Below are 17794 nucleotides of genomic sequence, written 5' to 3'. Positions count from 1 at the left end.
CATGCGTGCCGAGATAGGGGCTCGGGGAACTGAAGCGGTCGACATTGCCGGATAGGGCGCAGAGCACGCCCTTCGGCGGGACGATGTCGCGTCGATCCGCCGACAAGCCGCTCGGCTCGTCCCATCGCGCGCGAGCGCGAAGCGATTGAGCCTCGCGCCGAACGACGATAGCGCCACCGCTCGCTGTGGCCGCGCGTCATGCCTCGGCGCGCCTGCGCCGCCGACCGCTTCGAGACATAAGGGGGAAGATCGATGGTGGGCGATACAGGGATTGAACCTGTGACCCCTCCCGTGTGAAAAATGTGCTCCCGGTGACTTTCACGTTTCGTCCGCGACGGTTCCGTGTAAGTTCCGCGCCCTCCGCGCCAGGGCGGCTGGGAAATGCCCTTCGCAGGTTCAGGCGAACCTGGGGACACTCCTCACTTTTCCGACTTCGAGGGCGTCGGCTGCCTCCCGCAGATAGTCAGGGCTGAACCTGGCGTAGACCCGCTCGGTGATGCGGCTATCGGCGTGCCCGAGGTACTGGGCGATCTCCGCCATCGGCCTCCCGGCCTCCGCCATCCACACCGCGGCGCTGTGCCGGAACAGGTGGGGACTGATCGATCCGATGCTGGGGTCGATCTTGCAGGCCCGCTCGGCGGTCTTGTCGAGCCCCTTCCGCACCTTCTTGACCCGCTGCCCCGCCCATTCGATCACGAACGGGGAGCGCGCGCCGGCCTGAGCGCTCTGCAAAGCTGCCCGGGCGCTGGCAGTCATCGGCACCACGGCCCTCCCCTTCACAGGCTGGTCCATCTCCGGGTCGTGCAGCTCGATGCGGCCGCGCTCGAACTTCACCCGGTCCCACGTGAGACCGAGAATCGCCTGCTCGCGCGCCGCCGTGCCGATCGCGAGGATCATGAACAGCCGGATATGCGGCATCTCGGCGGCATCGAGCAACGTCTCGAACTGGGAGCGTGTCAGGTGCCGGGTCTTTGGCGGCGGCTGACGCGGTCGCTCGATGCTCGGTGCCTCGTCGATCAGCTTCTCCTTCTCCGCCCATCTCAACATCGTGCGCAGATGTCCGAGCTCGGTCCAGATCGTTCCGTCCTGCCGCCCCATCTGCCGCCGGCGGGCGACGTAGTCGCGGCACAGAGTAGTGGTGATCCCTGCAGGCTTCATCTTGCCGAAGAACGGCAGGATGGCCCGTCCTGAGAACTCCATGTTGCCGGCGATGACGCGCCCCTCGCGGTCCTTGCGATACTTCGCCCAGAGCGTGGCGATGTCGGGCGAGGACGCGCGCTCGCGAGCCGCTACGATGGAGCGGAACTCCTCAGCCGCCGCAACCGCATCTCCGCTCTCAAGCTGGTGACGCGAGACGCGCTCGCCGTCTCGGTATTCTGCAATGGCCCAGCCGCCTCGGAAGCGCTGGAAACGGTACTCTGGTTCTGACATTCGATTGCCTCGATGGTCTCAAGAGGAATCCGCAGGAGCTTGCCGCCGAGACGGAAGCTGCCCGGCATCTTGCCATTGGCCGCCAGCCGCCGCACGAACGAAGGCGAGCACTTCCACCGCTCGGCGACCTCCTCAGGGGTGAATACTTGTCCCATCACCTGCTCTCCCTGGTTATGCCCGCCGCGCGTTCGATGCGCTGACACGCCAGATGCGCCCGCCTCCAGATCCGCCGGCGCATGTGGGCCCGCAGGATCGCGAGCGACGCCCCCTTAGGCGGGTAACTGATAACGGACATGAATGCTTTCACCGACATGCTGCCCTTGGCCCGGTTGCAGGCGCCGCAGCAGGCCTTGATGTTCTCGCGCTTTGTCGTGCCGCCGCGCGAACGCGGCATCACATGGTCAGCGGTGAACTCCACCTTAAGCATCGGCTCGGTGCAGTATGCGCAGCGGCGCCCCTGCTCGATGGCCGCATCGCTGCGGAACATCTTCAGGAACATGGACTCTTCAGATCGTAAGCGGCGCGGCTTCATGGCAGCGCCTCAATCCGGGTATTTGCAGTGCGGGTTGTGGGGGCCGGAGCGGTCGGCCATCTCGTCGATCTCGGCCGCGTACTCGTCGCCATCGCCCGTGGCACGAACGGCTTGGGCATAGGCGCGTAGCGCTGGCTCCGCGAACACGTCGCGAAGCCTGAACACGAAGAATTCCCCCTCGGTCCCAACGACCGAGTCATCAAGCACTCCGAGCTCCTCGAGCACGGCAAGCGCAGAATCCATGAGTTCCGCATCGGCGATGGCAGACTGGTCGCCGCCGGCCGCTTGCGCCCGGATCTCGCGAATGCGGCGCTTCCTGATCAGCGCGTATTTCCCATCGCCCTCGGCGTTGAGGTTTCGATCCAGCTTCATGATCCAATTTCCTTCAACGCCTCGTCGCGGGCGCGGTTGAGCTCCGACATCGCGTCGTGCGAGCCGCCGGGCTTGTCGGGGTGACGGATCGTCGCGAGCCGGGCGAAGCGCGACTTGATGATCTCGGCGGTGATCTGCGATCGGTCGTTCGGCTTGAAGTCGAGGACGTCCATCCACGACCGCTTGGCGCCCGGCGCCGGCAGCGCCGAGAACCCGTCGAAGCTCTTCATCATCATCGCCGAGCCGCCGTGGCGCTCGATCCCCCGAAGGTGCGCGATGACGTGCCCGATCGCGTGCAGGTTCTCGACCGGCCTCGGGTGCCCGTCGCGAGCCATGACGCGCGGCTGGCCCTTGAGGAGGAAGTAGACGGCGACGCCGGGTTCGGCGACGTCGTCCTCCATGAAGTCGGTATAGGGGCGACCGTCGCGGCGCAGCGGCGCATTCGTCGAGACGACGATCGAGGAGGCGCCGAGGAGCCCGAGCTCGCGCATCAGGTTGTCGTAAGCCTCGGCGTAGCGCGTGCGGAACTTCGACGCCTTCCGCTGCGCCGCCGGCGTGCGCTCCCAGCCTTCCGGCCACGAGAGGGGGAAAGCCTCAGCCATTGGCGGCGCCCTCCTCGGCGGCGGCCTTATGTGCGTCCTGCAGGGCGCGCAGGCCGGCCGTCTGGGCGGCGAGAACCTTCTCCTGTTCGACGATGGTGCTCTTCGCCTCTTTGATCCGCCGATAGGCTTCATAGGCTCGACACCGCAGGATCATCTCGGGATCGGTGATCGGCTTGAGGTCTCCAAGCTGCCCGCCGCCGCTGCAATAGCCGCCGCAGGTAATGCCGACCCCCTCGCGATAATCCGCGACCAATTCCAGCGTCACAGCCTTGCCGTCTATCTCGTTCACTCGGATCGGCATCCCGCGCGACATCGCGTACTCGCCGACCTTCCATGCCTGCTTATCGGCCATTGCCGCCTCCCATCATCCGGCGGGCGATCGCACCAAGCTCGATCGACGCAGCGGCGGCCAAGCCGGGGAGCGTCACCCGGATCGCGTCGAGTTCGAGCCCGAGGGCGCGGAGCTTGTCGTCGCGGTCGATCTCGCCGCGCCGGCGCTCCTCGGCGGCAAGCGCCTTCTGCGCAGCCTTGACGCGCTCGATGTCCTCGGGTGTGGCGCGGCTGTAGTAGCCTTCGCCGCTAACCGCGACCCGCTCGATCGCGTTCGCGTAGCTGGTCGGCAGGTACTCGGCCGCCTTCGCCATCTCTTCGATCTCGGTGAGCCGGCGGCCGGCCGCCATGAACTTCGCGAGCGCGTCACGCATCGGCGCCCCCGTCCGGACGATCACCCGCCTGACTGCCGGCGGCGATCATCGCATCGGCCTGAGCGTAGCAAATCTCTGCAATGACGTTCATTTGTGCGCGGACGAATGGGTTGTCCTTCGTGAGCGTGATCAGGTTGGCGTGCTGAATCAGAGCCAAGCCGGCGAACCACTCCCGCTTGGACAGGCCAGCGCTCGGATAGGGATAGCCACTGGCCGAACCGACGAATCCGCTCGTGTCCAGGGGAGGCATCACCGGGAACGCCGGGCCACCATCGTCGATCTTGATCGTGTCCTTGCACACGTCAGACATCGGCCCGATCTCCCGCCAGAGCCGCACGGCGTTGAAGGTCCGCCAGCACGTGCAGCCTGATGTGCGAGGAGAGGTTCGTCGCCTCGCCGCGGTCGGCATCGATCTCGGCCACCAAGGCGCTGACGGTCATATCCCGCCGGCGGGCGACGTCCTTGATGGCCTCGTAGAACTCCGGCTCCAGCGAAATGCTGGTCTTATGCCCACCGATGACGATGGAGAGTTTCTGAATCTTCATGTTAGATCACCAAGGTTAGATGTTGCGAGGCGCGGGTGACCGCCGTGTAAAGCCAGCGGCTGGCGTCCTCGCGGAAGATGTGGCTGTCGTTGAACACGCAGACGTTGCCCCATTGGGAGCCCTGCGACTTGTGGCAGGTGATCGCGTAGCCCTAGGTCAATTGCTGGGTGCCGTATAGGTCACGATAAGAGAGCTTGGCCGCCGCGACGTCGTCGTCGAAAAAGTCCTGCAACACGTTGACGTCGATCAGCCGGCCATCGCCGTCCGGGCTCTGCAACCGCAGTGAGACCGCGGCGCTTCCCAGCTTGGCGGTTACCACCGAGAAGATCTCGCCGTTGAAGATGCCGGTCTCGTGGTCGTTGCGTAGGCAGATCAGCGTCTCGCCGGCGTGCGGGATCCGACTAGACCGCCCGGCGAGCTGGCGCAGCCGCCTATTGAACTTCTGTCGGGTCTCGTTCTTCCCGACGATCACCACATTGGCCTTCGTGACATCCCCGGGGACGAGGCTATGGCGGTCGCATACGACGAGGCCCGGCTCCTTGATCGGGCGCGGCGTGAATCTACCCTCGCGGATCTCGGTGGCGAGCCGGACGATCGGGCTCTCGGCCGCCTGCCGGTGTATCTCGGTCAGCAGGTAGTCCGGGTCGCGGTTGGTGAAGTAGCCGGCGCCGTTCACAGGCGGCAACTGTTCGGGATCGCCGAGCACGAGGACAGGGATGCCGAAAGAGAGGAGATCCTTGCCCACGACCTCGTCGACCATCGACACCTCGTCGACGACGATCAAACAATAGTCGTCCAGTGAGCCCGGCGGGACCAGCTTCGTGGTCAGCGCGCCGGTGTTGGGATCGGTGTCCGTGTTGTAAATGAGCCCGTGAATCGTCGATGCGCCTTTGCACCCCTTCGAGCGCATGACCGCCGCCGCCTTGCCGGTATAGGCGGCGAAGGCCACCTTCCCCTTGGCGTGCCCCGCCAGGAACTTGGCGAGGGTCGTCTTGCCGGTGCCGGCATAGCCAGCGAGATAAAAGGTTGGCGCATACTTCAGGCGCAGCCACGCACCGGCCTTGGACAGGGCCTCGTTCTGCTGGGGGGACCACTGCGTCATTCCGCGGCCTCCTGGAAGAGGGGCACGGAATCGCAGGAGCGTCGCCGGGGAGCCCGCACTTGGCGAGGCCGATAGTTCGCTCGCACCAGCGCCGCGGCGACCGGCGGGCATACCGCGTTGCCGCACATGTAGCCCTGCTGCTCGAGCGAGAAATCGATACGGTTCCCGTTCTCGTCAATGCCGTGGTCGATGATGTAGTCCGGCGGGAATCCGTTTGCGGTGAACCGTTCGCGCGTCGTCAGCATGCGCATGCCGATGTCGACCAGGACATAGGTCACGCCGTTGATTTCGATGGTGACGAACTCGCCGCCATTCCAGCAGCCGTGCGCGCGCAGGAACTCCGCAACCTGGCGGGCACGCGCCTCGTTTTCGGCCGTGAAGGGCGGAGCGCTGGCAAGCACGTCGACGAGCCCGAAACGGGGCTTGGCCGTCTCGGTGCGGCTCGGCTGGTCAGCCGGCGCGCCGTCGTCGTCCATGCCGTAGTAGACCGTCATCAGCGGCAGGGAGAGCAGCGCGCTGTGTTGCCCCTTCGCGGAGAAGGTGCGCGCCGGCTCGTCGGCGCCAGCATCGCGCCGGTCGCTGCCGCGCAGGGTCATCATGGCGGCGGCGACGAGCTGCTGCTGCGCGCCGGCCGTGGCGATCGTCGAGACCGGTTCATCAGCACCATGTGCGGGCGAGCCGGGGCGTGGGCCGCCATTGTGCTGCGCGAGGAAGGCGGCAACCACACCTGACTTGCCGCCGCCGCCGGCCATATCCGTGCCGCCCGGGTCAGAGGCGTCGCGACCAGTCGATTTGCCGAACTGCCGCGTGACGTGTACGGCGATCAGGCTGTTCTGGTCCTTCGGCGATGCGGTAAGCGTATGGACCGGTACCTCGGCCGAGCGCGTAGCCCCGCCATGCTGGGCATAGGCAATGATGGGGGCAACAAGGCCGAGAGGCGCGGCGCCGCCGCCGTGCGTCTCGCTGCTGTGCGCGGTGATCGTGTGCGTCGGCTCCGTCGCCGCGTGCCCAACCGAACCGCTGCGGAACTTCGTGATGAATGGCGTGACGAGCGCGTCGTCTCGCTTGCTGGTCGTGGCGGACAGGGGAGCGTCGGCAGGGCGATCGCGGGCCTCGTCCCGGCCGGTGTGGTTCACCTTGACGACAAATGCTTTGCCGGCGCGCGCCGCATCGATGACGTGGCGCTTGGTGCCTTTGGCGACCCGGGCCATGGTGTTGAAGACAAGCGGCCGCTTGGCCCGCAGCCCGTGCTTCGCCTTGATCTCGGCGGCGGTGTCGAAGATCGACGGACACGGCAGGGAGAAGTCCAGGCAGTCGGCGACGCGCACCCACGGCTGGAGCTCGCCTGCGGCGATGCGCGCGGCATCGGTGGGGTCGTCCGGGTTGCCATGCGTCGGTTCCGGCCAGACGATCTCCTCGTCGTCGCAGCGCATGACCATGTAGAGGCGGTCGCGGATCGTGCCGGCGCCGTCCTTCCAGGCACGGCGCATGCGCCACTCGATTTTGGTATAGCCGAGGGAACGCCACGCCGCGACGAAGGCCTTGAAGGTCGCTCCCTTGCGGTTCGGGTCACGCTTGCCGTTCTCCAGCAGGGGCGACCAGTCGACATATTCTCCGACGTTCTCGAGGAAGACGACCCGCGGGCGCTGCCATTTCGGCAGGGCCTTTACCCAGCCGACGATGGCCCAGCCGATGCCGCGCGTGTTCACGCCGACGCGGTTCGGCGCCGCTCCCTTCGCCTTACTATGGTCGGTGCAGTCCGGCGACATCCAGAGCATGCCGATCGGCCGCCCGGCGCACATGCCGACGGCATCGACGGTCGCGACATCCTGAATCATGTGCTTGGTGCCGGGATGGTTTGCCCGGTGCATGGCGAGCGCGTACTCGTCATGGTTCACCGCGATATCAGGGCCGCGGCCAAGCGCGATCTCGATGCCCTCGGATGTCCCTCCGCCGCATGCGAAGCTGTCGATGACGAGCTCGTCGAGGAAATTGGCGCCAGTCTTCATGCCGCCCCTCCAGACAGGGGCGCGTCGAGACGCGGCACCGGGATGTGCCAAACCACCATGATGCAATCGTCGCGACCGAAGAGCGCCTTGTACTCGCCGATCAGCCAGGTCGGCTTGCCGCCGGCGGCGATGAACCCGGGGTCGAAGGCGCCATCGTGCCGCTTCCACCGCTTGCCGGGCGTATTGCCGGTTGGCAGCGAGGCGCTGTACTCGTCGAGATCGTCGAACTCGGCCTTGGTGAGATGCAGCGCCGGCAACCCGGCGTAGCCCTTCGCCTTGCACTCGGCGGCTTCGGGGCACTCCCGGATGATCTTGTGCGCGGCCGCCGTGTCACCGTAGTCGCAATCGCCACAGACCTCGCATTCGTGGACCGGCAGCGAGCACGACGCATCGGGATGGCAGCCGCAGTTCTTGCCGCCGAGGAACTTCCATTTATGCCCAGAGGCGCAGGGGTGCGGCATCACTGGATGTCCCCCTTGCTCGGAATGTTGGGGGAGGCGTCTCCGGGACCGGTACCCCACTGCGTGTGCATGGCGATGCCCTCGCGGACCCGCCGTTCCAGAGCGCCGGGCAGAGCTTCCGCCACGAGCTCGCACATCTTCTTGTGCGCCTCGATGGGCGCGGAGCTGATTGCGTAGGAGGCCAGCCGTATCGCCATCTCCATGACGAACAGCTGGTCGTAGGGGAGGCAGTGGTCGAAGACGACTTCCATGCAGCCGCGCAGCGCATTCTGCGCCGCCGCGACTTTCGCCATCTGCGGCGGGACGCCCCTCTGCTTGCTGGCGGCGAGGCGGCGGTCGGTCTCGACCTTCACGCGCTCGAAGAAGGCGCCGACGGCCTCCTTTTCGTCATTGGTCATCATGCTGCGCGGTCCTGATTGTTGGTGGGCGCGCCGCCGACAGCCAGCAGATCCAAGCCGCGGTAGTAGCCAAGCGCCTGCAGCGACCGGATCAGTTTCCGGGCCTGCTTCTGTGCTGACGCATCGATGGCGGGCACTTGGGCGCGGTGTTCGATCGCGCCGATGAAAAGGGTCATGGCCTCGTCGATCGCCGAACCCTCGGCGAAGACGAAATAGCCGGTCTCGACCATCGCCTTGATCCAGTAGAAGGCGACGAGTCCGAACTTCGCGACGTCTTGCCCCTCGCCGGAATACGGGCCGAGCACTTCCTTATGAACGCGGCGAACGCGCTCGAGGATCTTGTGGGCCCGGTCTTCAGGAAGGTCGTCGATGGGCTCGCGCGCGGCGACCTTCAGGAGATCCAGTGCGCGCCGGTAGTCCGCGTCCTCGCGGTCGACGCCGGCGATGACGACGCCCAGCATCACCTGGGGCGGCAGGGAGATTTCGACACGCTGACGGTCCGACAGATAGGGCATTAGAGCTCCCCCGTGCCAGTGGCGGCCAGGTGGCCCATGGCCAGCAAGATGCCGGCGATAAGGCCGAGCACGAACCCAAGGATGGCGAGCATCATCTTCTCCGCCCGGGTCGCGCCGATCGTAATCTTGACGCTGCTGCGCTCGGCGAGGCGCGCTCGCTCGAGATAGGCGTTATTGGCGATCTGCAGATCGGTTCGGTGCCGCTTGAGGCTGTCATTCTCAGTGAAGAGCGCCAAGTTCGCGCGGACGAGGCCCCTGACCTGCCCCTCAAGCTGTGTGATGCGCCCCTGCAGCTGTTCCACCTCCTTCGGCGAGAGAGCAGCAGGATTCCTGTCCTGTGCGTTCATGACGGTTCCTTCTTCCGCTTAGGGAAAGGACGGCTTGGCCAGCGGCTCTTGCGCGGAGCCGGCTCGTCTCCCGCCTGCTTGGCCAGGAGGCGCTGCCGAAATGCCTCTTCGTTCTTGGAAATGCGGCGTGCCTTGGCGATCGCGTGCTTGTCGCTGCCGGCGGAGGCGATCCGCTTCTCCCCGCCCAGCCCATTGGTTTTCACCTTGTGGCAGGACGGGCAGAGGGGACGCATGTTCTCGAGGTCGTCAGAGCCGCCCAAGGCGCGAGCATGGATGTGGTCAAACTCGCAGTCCGACATCGCCGGCAGGTGCTTGCCGCACTTCACGCCGCGCTCGGGAAGGCCCGGGCATCGGCAGTAGCGAGCCATGATGGTCAGCTTCTGCTTGGGGGTTAGCGAGGGGCGCGGCGGGATATCGGCCATAGCTGCCTCACGCGAACGGATCGCGGTACTGGCTCAGCCGACGCAGCCAGTGGTTGGCCGTGTCGACGACCTCCTGCTTAAATTCGCGCTTCGGATCGACCACCCACTCGAGATAGCCGCGGTCCATGTCGGACCAGAGCTGCCCCTCGTATTTGCCGAACGGCACCGTCTTGAGCAGCACCGGCGTTGTTGTGAGCTCCACCAGCCGCGCGGCAGGTGTCGTCGACAGCATCCGGCCGAGAATGTGAGCAGTGACATAGGTGTCCGGCCCTGCTCGGTGTGGCGGCATCGCCAGTTCCGGCCAGACGAATCCTTTGTCGATCCCGAGCCGATAGCGAAGCGCCTGGTTGCCGTACGAAGGCATGTCCGGCCACAGGTGCTTGGCGCAAACCATGGTGCAGATCCACGGGAACGGATCGCCAGAAAACAGCGCGCGGTCGAACTTCGCATGGTGCGCGGCGAACACGTCGCCCAACTCCATGCCCGTGTAGAGAAACGCGTGCGCGTCCTCCGGCGACACGCCGCCGGCTATCTCGTCGTCGGTGAGGTGGTGGGCGGCTCGCGCCTCCGGCATCACCGGGATGCCGGGATTCACCATCAGGAAGCTGGGGCGGGTGATGTGGGGCATGGAGCCGCCGAGAAGGACATCCGTCCATCCCGCCTCGACGATGCCGACCGGCTCGTCCTTGCCGACCATGCCGGTCGTCTCGAAGTCCACGACGCGAATTTTCATGGCAGCGGCCTCACGGATACTTGCCGATGGCAAGCTTAGGAACGTCGAGCAGGGCCCGAACCTTGTGGACGAACATGGCGTGATCCGCCGTCCAGGGACGGCCCTCGGCATCGGCCTTGACCGCCCACAGGGTGATGTCGACACAGGCCTTCAGCAGCGGGTGCAGATATTCGGGGGTCGCCCCCTTCCAGAGCGGCGCGGCATCCTTCAGCATGTCGCTGCGCTCTTTCGGCGTGATGCCAGCTTCCAGGCCAATGGCGAGCAGCTTGGTGACGCCCTCAATGGCCTTCTCGCGGTCGGCCGCGTCGACGGTCATGTCAGGCAGGTCCAGCGGTGCCGGCTTCGGCCCTTCGTTCCTGCCCGTGTCACTCTCGACACGCCCTGTCTCACGCGGCGCGGCATCGCCGCTGTTGACATTCGACGCTGGAGCCGGCTGCCGGTCCTGCGGCATAGCGATGGCCGGCTTGTTCTCGATGGCCGCGGTGGCGGCACTCTGGACGGCAGGGCGGGTCTCCCCTTCAATGATCCGCCCGGAGAACGGATCGACACGCTCGGCCACGCGCGGCTGGCTGAAATCGAACATGTCGTCCTGGCGCTGGAGCAGCGCGCGGATCTTGTCGTTGTCGACCGAGATGTATTTCGAACCGCGGCGGAGCACGGCTTTGCGCCGCATCTCGTCGCCCCAGTTCGTCCAGGCCGGGCTATTGGGTGCCTTCGACGCCTTGCGCACCTTCTCGAACTCGTCGACCGACATGGTCTCGAGGTGCATCACCCGCTTCTGGTCGTCGCGAAACACCACATAGCCGCCAACCACCGGTCCACGATCCTTGGAGAACGGGTCGGACTTATGCGAGAGGGAGTCGGGATCAGCCTCGTCGAGGATGAACTCGTCCTTCTCGTAGACCAGCTTGCAGACGATCGAGAACACGCCGCCAAGTTCGCGCAGGCGCTTGATAACGCCGTGAACCATGGGTTGGTAGTTCGCCAGCATGACGCCAGCCTTGCTATCCCAGTACGGGAGCAGCACCGCTTCCTTGGAGTCGGGCACCAGACCGTCGGCGGCACACTTCATGATCTCGCGACGCAGGCTGTCGGCCGTGCATTCCAGGATCTTCGGCTCCTGCTGGATCGCGATCATCAGCGTCGACCGAAGGCGGTCGTAGCTCTGACCGTTCTCCGCGAGCAGCGGGGCGATATCTCCCCTCACCTCATCGAGGATGGCCGCCGGATCGGTGGCGAGCGCCACTGCCTTAGCGGTGGTTCGGCTGCTCATGGAGGATCCCTCGGTTGTAGGTGGGCATGACGGTGTGGTTCAGCCGGAGGGGAGCCTTCGGCGGCGGCGTCCAGAGTTGGTCGACACCGAACCGGGCGACGTAGGCGAGGTAGGTGTCGAGCGCCGCGGTGACGGTCTTGCGCGCCTCGACGAACATCACGTCCTCGGTATCGATCGACAGCGTGATCGGGATCATCCCATTGTCCCGCCGCATGAAGATCCACACCCAGTCGACGCCGGGCGCGTTGAAGAACGACTCGAGATAGCCAGGCGCTGGCGGGATGCCAAATACCTGCCCTTCACTCAGGAAGGCGCGGCCGGCCACGTAGCCGTCCATGTACCCGCCGGTCTGCAAGTCATAGAACTCGTCGTAGACCTTGCGGATCGCCGCCTCTTCGTCGGAGCCGCCCTTGTAGGAGGTGAATGACTTGAGATCGACAATGAGAGACTTTGGGCGCTGAGGCGTTGGCCCAATGCCGTAGTCGTAACGGCACTTCCGGCGGATGCCGCGCTCATCAACCCAAATGACCGACATCTCGGCGGCGCCATCGAGCAGCGAGCCCGCGGTCATGACCGAGGAGAGGGTCGGATCCCGCTCCATGTTGGCGACTGCGTCCTCGATCTCCTGCACCTGCCGATCAGTCAGCTGCACATGGTCGGGATGCTCAGCCGACCACCGCGCGAAGATTTCGTCGAAGAACGCCGGGCAGTCGTCCATCTCCTTTGCGCGCGCCATCAGCTCCGGCTTGTTGCCGGTCAGCTTCTGGCCATGCATGCGCAGGAAATCCTTGATCTGGTCGGTCGTATTAAGGGCGTCGGGATAATCTTCCGGGCGCGGCGGCTTGGCGTAGCGCTGTTCGAACGCAGCCTTGCCCTCCAGGACGCGGCAATGCCATGCCCGCCCCCAGACCAGATGCTCCGGCTCCACGTCCTTGCGCGGCCGTAGGCGGTCGTACTGCCACTTGCACGGCTTGGTCGCCAGCCCCTTGATCGAGGTGGAGCCGAGAGCCGGATCGGCGTGGTAGGCCTCCTCCGCAAGGCCGAGGTGAAGGCCCAAAGGGAGCAGCTCGCTCATTCCGCAGCCTCGCGAACCTGAGCAACCATGCCGTCCTCGATGACGATCGCGCTGTCGCGGCCCGACTGGACAGTCTCGACCCATATCTGCAGGTCATTCTCCTCCGCATAGCGGGCAAGCGCCGCCATGGAGTCCTCGTCGAGGAGCGAGCCATCGCGCACCCGCACGACTCGGAGCTTCGGGTTCATCGCGCCGGCGACGGCCACCGACACCCGCAGTTGCTCGGCATCGCTGGCCTGGTCGAAGGGCTGGCCATTGAGGAGCACCGCGTCCTCGGCGAGCTCCAGCCCGGCGACCGGAAGCTTCGCCTCGCGCACCGCCTTCGCCGCGGCCTCCTTTCGAGCCTCCATCGCCCTGGTGAGGGCTTCGCTCTCATCGAGCAGGCCCTTCCGCTGCTTCACCAGCGACGCGAGCCGGTCCTTCTGGTCGACGTTGCGGTTGGTGGTCTCGGATTCGCTGATGCGCTGCCGGATCGGCACGATGTCGATCGGGTCGTCGATGACCAGTGTCCCGAGCAGGCGTTCCGCTTCCGCCTGCGCCTCGGTGGTCTGAAGATCCTCGTTCCTCAGATCCTCGATCTGCCTCTCCAGGTTGGCGATGCGCTCGGCGTTCCGCAGCCGCGTGGCCTTGAACGACGCGATGCCATCCTGCAGCCGCCGCTGGTTGGCGAGTTGCTGGTCGATCTTGCTGTTGTGGTCCAGCGCACCGCTCAGTTCGGCCATCAGGCTTTCGACGCTGATCCGCTCGTCCGGCGTGTCGTCGGGAACGCGGATATCGTCGATCACCGGGACGAGATCCTTGGCCTTGCGGTTCACCTCGGTGCGGGCCGCGAAGTCCTCCTTGTTGGCCTGGTCGGCGGCCGCGAAGTCGAAGCCGGGCACCATGCTGCGCAGCGCGGTCACCTGATCGGCCGCTTTCATGCGGGAGAACGATAGGGGGTCGAAAGTGAGCTCGCCGAGGAAGCCGTTCAACACGTCCTGGGGGCTTGATGCCTTGAAGCCGTCGCGGTTCTTGACCGTCAGGATCTCGGTGTAGTCGCCCCCCTCTTTCACCTTGAAGGTCTTGGTGACCACGTAGTCGCCGATGTCGAGCTCGATGACGCCCTTCTCGGCGCCGTCCCGCACCGGCTTCGACTGCACCGGCTTCTTGCCGCCGAGCGCCCACCAGATCGCATCCAGGATGGACGTCTTGCCCTGGCCATTCTTGCCGGTGATCTCCACCACATTTCCCTGTGGCGTGATCTCGACGGCGGTCAGTCGCTTGATGTTCTCGGCGCGAAGCGAGACGATTTTCATGAGGCTCCCCTTGTCGAGGAACCTCACATCCCCCGACGGAATCGTTGGCGCGAAGGCGTGGCTAAAGAACCACCCCGTGGCAGTGGGCCAGACACGCGATCCGGGCGAATTTCATGTGATCGCGTCACCTCTCCGAGGGCTCATCGCCGCTGTGCAAGGCTCGGATGGCTCCTGCCATTTCCGCCTGCAGTTGGGATGTGCCGCTCGGCATAGCCGCCTCGCCCGGCTGACGATCGAAACGTACGTTATGTACGAAACATGGTCAAGTACGTTTTGTACGAAAAATCTTGCCGAGGGGTGCGGCTGGTCGTACAAACGAAAAACCCCGGGCTGGAGACCCGGGGCTTCGAAAAGAGGTCGGTTGGTTTGAAGACGGTGGCGACCTCTCCGTTTGATCGCGGTTTGTTCTATACCATCGGGCGCAGGTAAATAGAAGCCCCACTCCGAAAGTCCGAAGGGGTACCTGCCGTTGCTCTACCAGGAGCGACGAAAAAGTGCGGACGACTGGCGGCGCTGGAAGACGACCGTCGGGGATGGGTGACAGGCGGCTCCGCTGATCAAGTCACTCGGCATAGGGGCTAACCCCGGATGCTCTCAGAGCACGGGGCTTAGTCCTCCTATGTCCGGGCTCTAGGCTCACCACTGATCAAGCAGAGCGAAAGATAGAACAAGAGCAAGACATGAGAAGAATGGTGTACGTTCTATTGAGGGGCGTTCCCTAAAACGAACGGCGACCCGGATTCCATCTGGAAGATGACCCGGTTTACGCCATTGTCGACGACATCATATGTGCGCAGGAACTTATCGCACATGAGTCGGAACCCCACCGCCCCATCCCTGCTTGGCATTGAAATGCCCCCAGAAATGCTGAAGCAGATGTTCCCCGACGATTTGACGAATGTCGCCGCCTCAACCGCCTCGGCTCTATCATCTGGCTTGCCGAACACCGAAAATTTATCGATCGGGATTGAATCTGCGACTGCTGGCGAAGCAGCCAGGATGGCGGAAAGAAAGCCGGCGAGCACGATCCTTTCAGATGTCATGGATGACCCTTCTCACACGGCCGAACACATAGAGATCCTCGCGGTCCGCCGGCGTCGCCATGTGGTCCGGGTTCGTTGAGAACGGCTGAAGGCGATCAGGATCGCGTTTGAACATCTTGAAGGTGGCCTCTCCCTCGTCGAGGGAAAACACATAGAACCTACCGTCAATGAGCCGCGTATCCGCCCGGTTGATCACAATGATGGCTCCGTCAGGCGCGACCCTGTTCATGGAGTCGCCATCCACCTGAAGAGCAACCCACTCGCCCTCCGGGAGATCACCGATCTTGATGCGTCGGAGTACGTCGTGCTCCTCCACCGTTGGCTGGTGTCGAAGATTGCCGGCACTCACCATGGAAAGGACGGGAACGTCCACTTCTGACGTTTGGGCGCCCTTCCCTTTCTGCCCGTACAACAGCCATCCAGCATCCACGCCGAAGACGTCCGCATAGATCGGCGCCATCTTCCGCGAGATCGGGCGGTTGCCGTTCTCGTTACTGGTGAGGGTGTTCTGGTTGATGAGGCGCGGGAACGCACGGGCCGCCTCAGCAGGACTCTTAAATCCCGCAGCCGCCCTCGCCTTCTGCAATCTGTTCTTCGGCTCTTCCATCCGTACACGATGAACGATTTTCCTCGTCCAAGGCGTACGATTTCCTCTTGAACAACCTTCGTACGAAATGTACTGTTTGGGAACTGGCCAACCGGAACCCGGCACAGGACCACATGACAACCGTTGACCTGAACTCATCTATCCCGGCCTCCATCCCCGACCTGATTGGTCGTTGGAAAACGTTCGTGGAGTTCGCGAACGACGTCGGCTGCGGATATGAGGCGGCAAGGCAAATGTATAGAAGGGAGAGTATTGCTCCCATTTATTGGGAGGCGCTCATTGCCTCCTGCAAGAAACGAGAAATTCCCGGTATCGATTGGGAGTGGCTTGGGCGGGCTAACGCGAAATCGAAGGCATAATCTCCTCGTCACGTATCGATCTCTCCATAGAAACTACATGTTTGGAGGCGTTTCTTGGGGGGCGTTCCATTTTGGAATTCTGAGCGAGACGATGCTCTTCGCGTTTTGGTTTCTTTGAAGAAGTCCGAGCGCGCGATCGCTCGTGATCTGGGAATCCATCGAGAAGTAGTGCGCCGGCGCATCAAGAAACTGGGGCTCAATGAGCCCAGCGCGCCGGCGGGGGCGCGGATGCCGCGCCACATCCAAGATTTCAACCGCGCACGCCGCGGCTTCTACGTCCCGCCCGACCTGGAGCCTCGGTATGCCGAGCTCCTGAGGTCAGGCCTGCCGATCGAGGAAGCCCGCCAGCAGCTAGGCATCGAGAAAGACTGAACCGAGGAGACCAACGACGATGGCCAAGAAGGAGCGCATCGTGACCAGCGAGCACAATGAGAAGACGCAGCAGGAGATCTGGGAGGACCAGAAGTTCCTCGACACCTTCGGGGAGATCAAACGCCTCGAGTCCGACATGGCGAGCACAAAGGGTGATATCGGCGCCGCGCTGAAGCGCCTGAAGGATATGGGCTGGACGAAGAAGGACCTCGAATTCGCGAAGACGCTCGAGGACAAGGACGTCGGCCAGGTGGTCGCCGACTTCGAGCGGAAGATCCGCATCGCGAAGCTGTTCGGCCACCGTATCGGCCGGCAAATGAGCCTCCTCGACGAGGATCCCGCGTCGCAGGACGAGCGAGCCTATCAGGCGGGCTTCGCGGCGGGACGGCTCCGAAAGCAGATCGCCAATCCCTATCAGCCCAGCACGAGAGAATTCGAGCGCTGGGAGGATGGCATCCGCGACGGCAACAAGCTCGTCAACAAGGAGCTCGCCGGCGCGATGGCAGAGCAGCCAGACTGACAACCCAGAACGGCGATCCCTCAACTGGATCGCCGCCTTTCGTCAACCGACATCATGAGGAAATTTCCGTGAGCAAGATCGAGTTCGGCCGTACCTATCGCGACTGCATCACCCGATTCCAGGGTATCGCCACCGGCCACTCCCACTACATCTCCGGCTGCTCGCAGGTGCTTCTCCAGCCGGGCGTCGACAAGGACGGCAAGCTGCTGGAGGGGCACTGGTTTGATGAGCAGCGGCTCGAGGAGGTTGCCGTAATCGGGCAAATCACGCTCGACAACGGCGCTACCCCCGGCCGCGACGTCCCGGCACCGAAGCGCTAAGGGCGGCGGGAACGTGAGCGCGAGCACATGGTTCTTCGATCCCCTGCTCCCGCTGCACTACGAACTCATTGTGGTCGACCCACCGTGGGACTTCGGGCTGTATAGCGAGAAGGGCAACGCCAAATCGGCGCAGCGGCAATACCCCTGCATGATGGACCACGAGATCCTTGCCCTGCCGGTGGGTTCGCTCGCTTCGATGAATTGCCTCCTCTACCTCTGGGCGACGGCACCGCAACTCCCCCTCGCCATCGACTGCGTCAAGGCGTGGGGGTTCAAGTACAAGTCCTTCTTGGTCTGGCGGAAGCGCACGGCCAAGGGCAAGGAGCGGATGGGTACAGGATATCGTGTCCGCACCACCGGCGAGATCGTTGTAGTTGGTGCCATCGGTAACCCAAGGCAGAGCTGGGTGCCACGCACGGTATTCGACGGGGTCGTGCGTGAACACAGCCGCAAGCCCGACGAGTTCTACGCCATTTGCGACCGCGTGATGCCCCACGCCCGCCGCGCCGACGTTTTCGCGCGCGAGCAGCGGCCGGGCTGGCACGCATTCGGTAACGAGACCACCAAATTCAACACGGAGAAAGCGGCATGCGAAATGGCGCGCCCGGCTCCTACTTTGTCCTCGATCCCGGCCGAACCGCAGGGTTTGCTTATTGCCTTGCCGGAGGTGCAGGCCTCCGGCACGGGACATGGCGCTTTAAGCAGGAAGACCATGGCGAGGCGTATGCGGAATTTGCAGCGTACCTGAGGCGGCTGC

The 17794-nt window shown here is 64.4% G+C and carries 26 protein-coding genes and 1 pseudogene; 4 read left to right on the top strand and 23 right to left on the bottom strand.

Going from position 1 to position 17794, the window contains the following annotated elements:
* Positions 1–396: 396 nt before the first annotated feature.
* The 23 genes and pseudogenes from J2X65_RS17675 to J2X65_RS17570 form a co-directional block, all read right to left on the bottom strand.
* The gene (locus J2X65_RS17675; RefSeq protein WP_310203431.1) at positions 397–1431 is read right to left on the bottom strand and encodes a site-specific integrase; all 1035 of its coding nucleotides are present in this window, start codon (positions 1429–1431) and stop codon (positions 397–399) included.
* A gap of 14 nt (positions 1432–1445) precedes the next feature.
* A pseudogene (locus tag J2X65_RS27000) lies at positions 1446–1586 on the bottom strand (helix-turn-helix transcriptional regulator); the annotation flags it as partial.
* Complete coding sequence (locus J2X65_RS17670) at positions 1586–1930, bottom strand: HNH endonuclease (protein WP_310203428.1); 345 nt, start codon at positions 1928–1930, stop codon at positions 1586–1588. The gene J2X65_RS17670 and the pseudogene J2X65_RS27000, both read right to left, overlap by 1 nt.
* A gap of 42 nt (positions 1931–1972) precedes the next feature.
* Complete coding sequence (locus J2X65_RS17665) at positions 1973–2335, bottom strand: hypothetical protein (protein WP_310203426.1); 363 nt, start codon at positions 2333–2335, stop codon at positions 1973–1975.
* Positions 2332–2937, bottom strand: coding sequence for a J domain-containing protein (locus tag J2X65_RS17660; protein ID WP_310203423.1), 606 nt, complete (start codon positions 2935–2937; stop codon positions 2332–2334). The genes J2X65_RS17665 and J2X65_RS17660 overlap by 4 nt, the downstream gene beginning before the upstream one ends.
* Complete coding sequence (locus tag J2X65_RS17655) at positions 2930–3289, bottom strand: hypothetical protein (RefSeq protein ID WP_310203421.1); 360 nt, start codon at positions 3287–3289, stop codon at positions 2930–2932. Before J2X65_RS17655 ends, J2X65_RS17660 begins: the two co-directional genes overlap by 8 nt.
* Entirely contained in the window at positions 3279–3641 is a 363-nt protein-coding gene (locus tag J2X65_RS17650; RefSeq protein ID WP_310203418.1) for a hypothetical protein, read from the bottom strand. The genes J2X65_RS17655 and J2X65_RS17650 overlap by 11 nt, the downstream gene beginning before the upstream one ends.
* Positions 3634–3951: a hypothetical protein gene (locus J2X65_RS17645; RefSeq protein ID WP_310203415.1), complete on the bottom strand. Its 318-nt coding sequence runs from the start codon at positions 3949–3951 to the stop codon at positions 3634–3636. The genes J2X65_RS17650 and J2X65_RS17645 overlap by 8 nt, the downstream gene beginning before the upstream one ends.
* Positions 3944–4186 carry a ribbon-helix-helix domain-containing protein gene (locus J2X65_RS17640; RefSeq protein ID WP_310203411.1) on the bottom strand — a complete coding sequence of 81 codons (243 nt, stop codon included), beginning with the start codon at positions 4184–4186 and terminating at the stop codon, positions 3944–3946. Before J2X65_RS17640 ends, J2X65_RS17645 begins: the two co-directional genes overlap by 8 nt.
* A gap of 1 nt (position 4187) precedes the next feature.
* Positions 4188–4328 carry an ATP-binding domain-containing protein gene (locus J2X65_RS17635; protein WP_310203654.1) on the bottom strand — a complete coding sequence of 47 codons (141 nt, stop codon included), beginning with the start codon at positions 4326–4328 and terminating at the stop codon, positions 4188–4190.
* A gap of 9 nt (positions 4329–4337) precedes the next feature.
* The gene (locus J2X65_RS17630) at positions 4338–5288 is read right to left on the bottom strand and encodes an AAA family ATPase (protein ID WP_310203409.1); all 951 of its coding nucleotides are present in this window, start codon (positions 5286–5288) and stop codon (positions 4338–4340) included.
* Entirely contained in the window at positions 5285–7297 is a 2013-nt protein-coding gene (locus J2X65_RS17625; protein WP_310203407.1) for a DNA cytosine methyltransferase, read from the bottom strand. The genes J2X65_RS17630 and J2X65_RS17625 overlap by 4 nt, the downstream gene beginning before the upstream one ends.
* Positions 7294–7758 carry a hypothetical protein gene (locus J2X65_RS17620; protein WP_310203405.1) on the bottom strand — a complete coding sequence of 155 codons (465 nt, stop codon included), beginning with the start codon at positions 7756–7758 and terminating at the stop codon, positions 7294–7296. The genes J2X65_RS17625 and J2X65_RS17620 overlap by 4 nt, the downstream gene beginning before the upstream one ends.
* The gene (locus J2X65_RS17615) at positions 7758–8159 is read right to left on the bottom strand and encodes a hypothetical protein (protein WP_310203403.1); all 402 of its coding nucleotides are present in this window, start codon (positions 8157–8159) and stop codon (positions 7758–7760) included. Before J2X65_RS17615 ends, J2X65_RS17620 begins: the two co-directional genes overlap by 1 nt.
* A complete protein-coding gene (locus J2X65_RS17610; RefSeq protein WP_310203401.1) occupies positions 8156–8671 on the bottom strand; it encodes a hypothetical protein in 516 nt (171 codons plus the stop codon). The genes J2X65_RS17615 and J2X65_RS17610 overlap by 4 nt, the downstream gene beginning before the upstream one ends.
* Positions 8671–9018: a hypothetical protein gene (locus J2X65_RS17605; RefSeq protein ID WP_310203399.1), complete on the bottom strand. Its 348-nt coding sequence runs from the start codon at positions 9016–9018 to the stop codon at positions 8671–8673. Before J2X65_RS17605 ends, J2X65_RS17610 begins: the two co-directional genes overlap by 1 nt.
* Entirely contained in the window at positions 9015–9440 is a 426-nt protein-coding gene (locus tag J2X65_RS17600) for an HNH endonuclease signature motif containing protein (RefSeq protein ID WP_310203397.1), read from the bottom strand. The genes J2X65_RS17605 and J2X65_RS17600 overlap by 4 nt, the downstream gene beginning before the upstream one ends.
* Before the next feature lie 7 nt (positions 9441–9447).
* The gene (locus tag J2X65_RS17595) at positions 9448–10173 is read right to left on the bottom strand and encodes a hypothetical protein (RefSeq protein WP_310203395.1); all 726 of its coding nucleotides are present in this window, start codon (positions 10171–10173) and stop codon (positions 9448–9450) included.
* Between the two features lie 10 nt (positions 10174–10183).
* Entirely contained in the window at positions 10184–11446 is a 1263-nt protein-coding gene (locus J2X65_RS17590) for a recombinase RecT (protein WP_310203393.1), read from the bottom strand.
* Positions 11424–12521: a hypothetical protein gene (locus J2X65_RS17585; protein ID WP_310203391.1), complete on the bottom strand. Its 1098-nt coding sequence runs from the start codon at positions 12519–12521 to the stop codon at positions 11424–11426. The genes J2X65_RS17590 and J2X65_RS17585 overlap by 23 nt, the downstream gene beginning before the upstream one ends.
* On the bottom strand, positions 12518–13816 hold the full coding sequence (locus J2X65_RS17580; protein ID WP_310203389.1) for an AAA family ATPase: 1299 nt from the start codon (positions 13814–13816) through the stop codon (positions 12518–12520). The genes J2X65_RS17585 and J2X65_RS17580 overlap by 4 nt, the downstream gene beginning before the upstream one ends.
* Before the next feature lie 701 nt (positions 13817–14517).
* Positions 14518–14859, bottom strand: a complete 342-nt coding sequence (locus J2X65_RS17575) for a hypothetical protein (RefSeq protein WP_310203387.1) — start codon at positions 14857–14859, stop codon at positions 14518–14520.
* Positions 14849–15466: a LexA family transcriptional regulator gene (locus J2X65_RS17570; protein WP_310203385.1), complete on the bottom strand. Its 618-nt coding sequence runs from the start codon at positions 15464–15466 to the stop codon at positions 14849–14851. The genes J2X65_RS17575 and J2X65_RS17570 overlap by 11 nt, the downstream gene beginning before the upstream one ends.
* A gap of 473 nt (positions 15467–15939) precedes the next feature.
* On the opposite strand from J2X65_RS17570, the gene J2X65_RS17565 reads away from it, so the two are divergent.
* From J2X65_RS17565 to J2X65_RS17550, 4 genes are all read left to right on the top strand, one after another.
* A complete protein-coding gene (locus tag J2X65_RS17565) occupies positions 15940–16197 on the top strand; it encodes a hypothetical protein (protein ID WP_310203383.1) in 258 nt (85 codons plus the stop codon).
* Between the two features lie 19 nt (positions 16198–16216).
* Positions 16217–16717: a hypothetical protein gene (locus J2X65_RS17560; RefSeq protein ID WP_310203381.1), complete on the top strand. Its 501-nt coding sequence runs from the start codon at positions 16217–16219 to the stop codon at positions 16715–16717.
* A gap of 68 nt (positions 16718–16785) precedes the next feature.
* Entirely contained in the window at positions 16786–17037 is a 252-nt protein-coding gene (locus tag J2X65_RS17555; protein WP_310203379.1) for a hypothetical protein, read from the top strand.
* Between the two features lie 13 nt (positions 17038–17050).
* Positions 17051–17785, top strand: coding sequence for an MT-A70 family methyltransferase (locus J2X65_RS17550; protein ID WP_310203378.1), 735 nt, complete (start codon positions 17051–17053; stop codon positions 17783–17785).
* The last annotated feature ends 9 nt before the right edge of the window (positions 17786–17794 follow it).

Origin of the sequence: Ancylobacter sp. 3268, from assembly GCF_031456575.1 — a bacterium.
GTDB lineage: Bacteria > Pseudomonadota > Alphaproteobacteria > Rhizobiales > Xanthobacteraceae > Ancylobacter.
The sequence above is the reverse complement of the archived record's forward strand: the minus strand, read 5'-3'. Positions and strand labels throughout refer to the sequence as shown.

Excerpts from the sequence above, each read along its gene's own strand:
- J2X65_RS17615 (WP_310203403.1), bottom strand. The coding sequence starts at position 8,159 with ATGATGACCAATGACGAAAAGGAGGCCGTCGGCGCCTTCTTCGAGCGC.
- J2X65_RS17595 (WP_310203395.1), bottom strand. The coding sequence starts at position 10,173 with ATGAAAATTCGCGTCGTGGACTTCGAGACGACCGGCATGGTCGGCAAG.
- J2X65_RS17665 (WP_310203426.1), bottom strand. The coding sequence starts at position 2,335 with ATGAAGCTGGATCGAAACCTCAACGCCGAGGGCGATGGGAAATACGCG.
- J2X65_RS17570 (WP_310203385.1), bottom strand. The coding sequence starts at position 15,466 with ATGGAAGAGCCGAAGAACAGATTGCAGAAGGCGAGGGCGGCTGCGGGA.
- J2X65_RS17670 (WP_310203428.1), bottom strand. The coding sequence starts at position 1,930 with ATGTTCCTGAAGATGTTCCGCAGCGATGCGGCCATCGAGCAGGGGCGC.
- J2X65_RS17630 (WP_310203409.1), bottom strand. The coding sequence starts at position 5,288 with ATGACGCAGTGGTCCCCCCAGCAGAACGAGGCCCTGTCCAAGGCCGGT.
- J2X65_RS17620 (WP_310203405.1), bottom strand. The coding sequence starts at position 7,758 with ATGCCGCACCCCTGCGCCTCTGGGCATAAATGGAAGTTCCTCGGCGGC.
- J2X65_RS17625 (WP_310203407.1), bottom strand. The coding sequence starts at position 7,297 with ATGAAGACTGGCGCCAATTTCCTCGACGAGCTCGTCATCGACAGCTTC.
- J2X65_RS17575 (WP_310203387.1), bottom strand. The coding sequence starts at position 14,859 with ATGACATCTGAAAGGATCGTGCTCGCCGGCTTTCTTTCCGCCATCCTG.
- J2X65_RS17610 (WP_310203401.1), bottom strand. The coding sequence starts at position 8,671 with ATGCCCTATCTGTCGGACCGTCAGCGTGTCGAAATCTCCCTGCCGCCC.
- J2X65_RS17590 (WP_310203393.1), bottom strand. The coding sequence starts at position 11,446 with ATGAGCAGCCGAACCACCGCTAAGGCAGTGGCGCTCGCCACCGATCCG.
- J2X65_RS17600 (WP_310203397.1), bottom strand. The coding sequence starts at position 9,440 with ATGGCCGATATCCCGCCGCGCCCCTCGCTAACCCCCAAGCAGAAGCTG.
- J2X65_RS17580 (WP_310203389.1), bottom strand. The coding sequence starts at position 13,816 with ATGAAAATCGTCTCGCTTCGCGCCGAGAACATCAAGCGACTGACCGCC.
- J2X65_RS17650 (WP_310203418.1), bottom strand. The coding sequence starts at position 3,641 with ATGCGTGACGCGCTCGCGAAGTTCATGGCGGCCGGCCGCCGGCTCACC.
- J2X65_RS17585 (WP_310203391.1), bottom strand. The coding sequence starts at position 12,521 with ATGAGCGAGCTGCTCCCTTTGGGCCTTCACCTCGGCCTTGCGGAGGAG.
- J2X65_RS17675 (WP_310203431.1), bottom strand. The coding sequence starts at position 1,431 with ATGTCAGAACCAGAGTACCGTTTCCAGCGCTTCCGAGGCGGCTGGGCC.
- J2X65_RS17560 (WP_310203381.1), top strand. The coding sequence starts at position 16,217 with ATGGCCAAGAAGGAGCGCATCGTGACCAGCGAGCACAATGAGAAGACG.
- J2X65_RS17645 (WP_310203415.1), bottom strand. The coding sequence starts at position 3,951 with ATGTCTGACGTGTGCAAGGACACGATCAAGATCGACGATGGTGGCCCG.
- J2X65_RS17605 (WP_310203399.1), bottom strand. The coding sequence starts at position 9,018 with ATGAACGCACAGGACAGGAATCCTGCTGCTCTCTCGCCGAAGGAGGTG.
- J2X65_RS17640 (WP_310203411.1), bottom strand. The coding sequence starts at position 4,186 with ATGAAGATTCAGAAACTCTCCATCGTCATCGGTGGGCATAAGACCAGC.
- J2X65_RS17660 (WP_310203423.1), bottom strand. The coding sequence starts at position 2,937 with ATGGCTGAGGCTTTCCCCCTCTCGTGGCCGGAAGGCTGGGAGCGCACG.
- J2X65_RS17655 (WP_310203421.1), bottom strand. The coding sequence starts at position 3,289 with ATGGCCGATAAGCAGGCATGGAAGGTCGGCGAGTACGCGATGTCGCGC.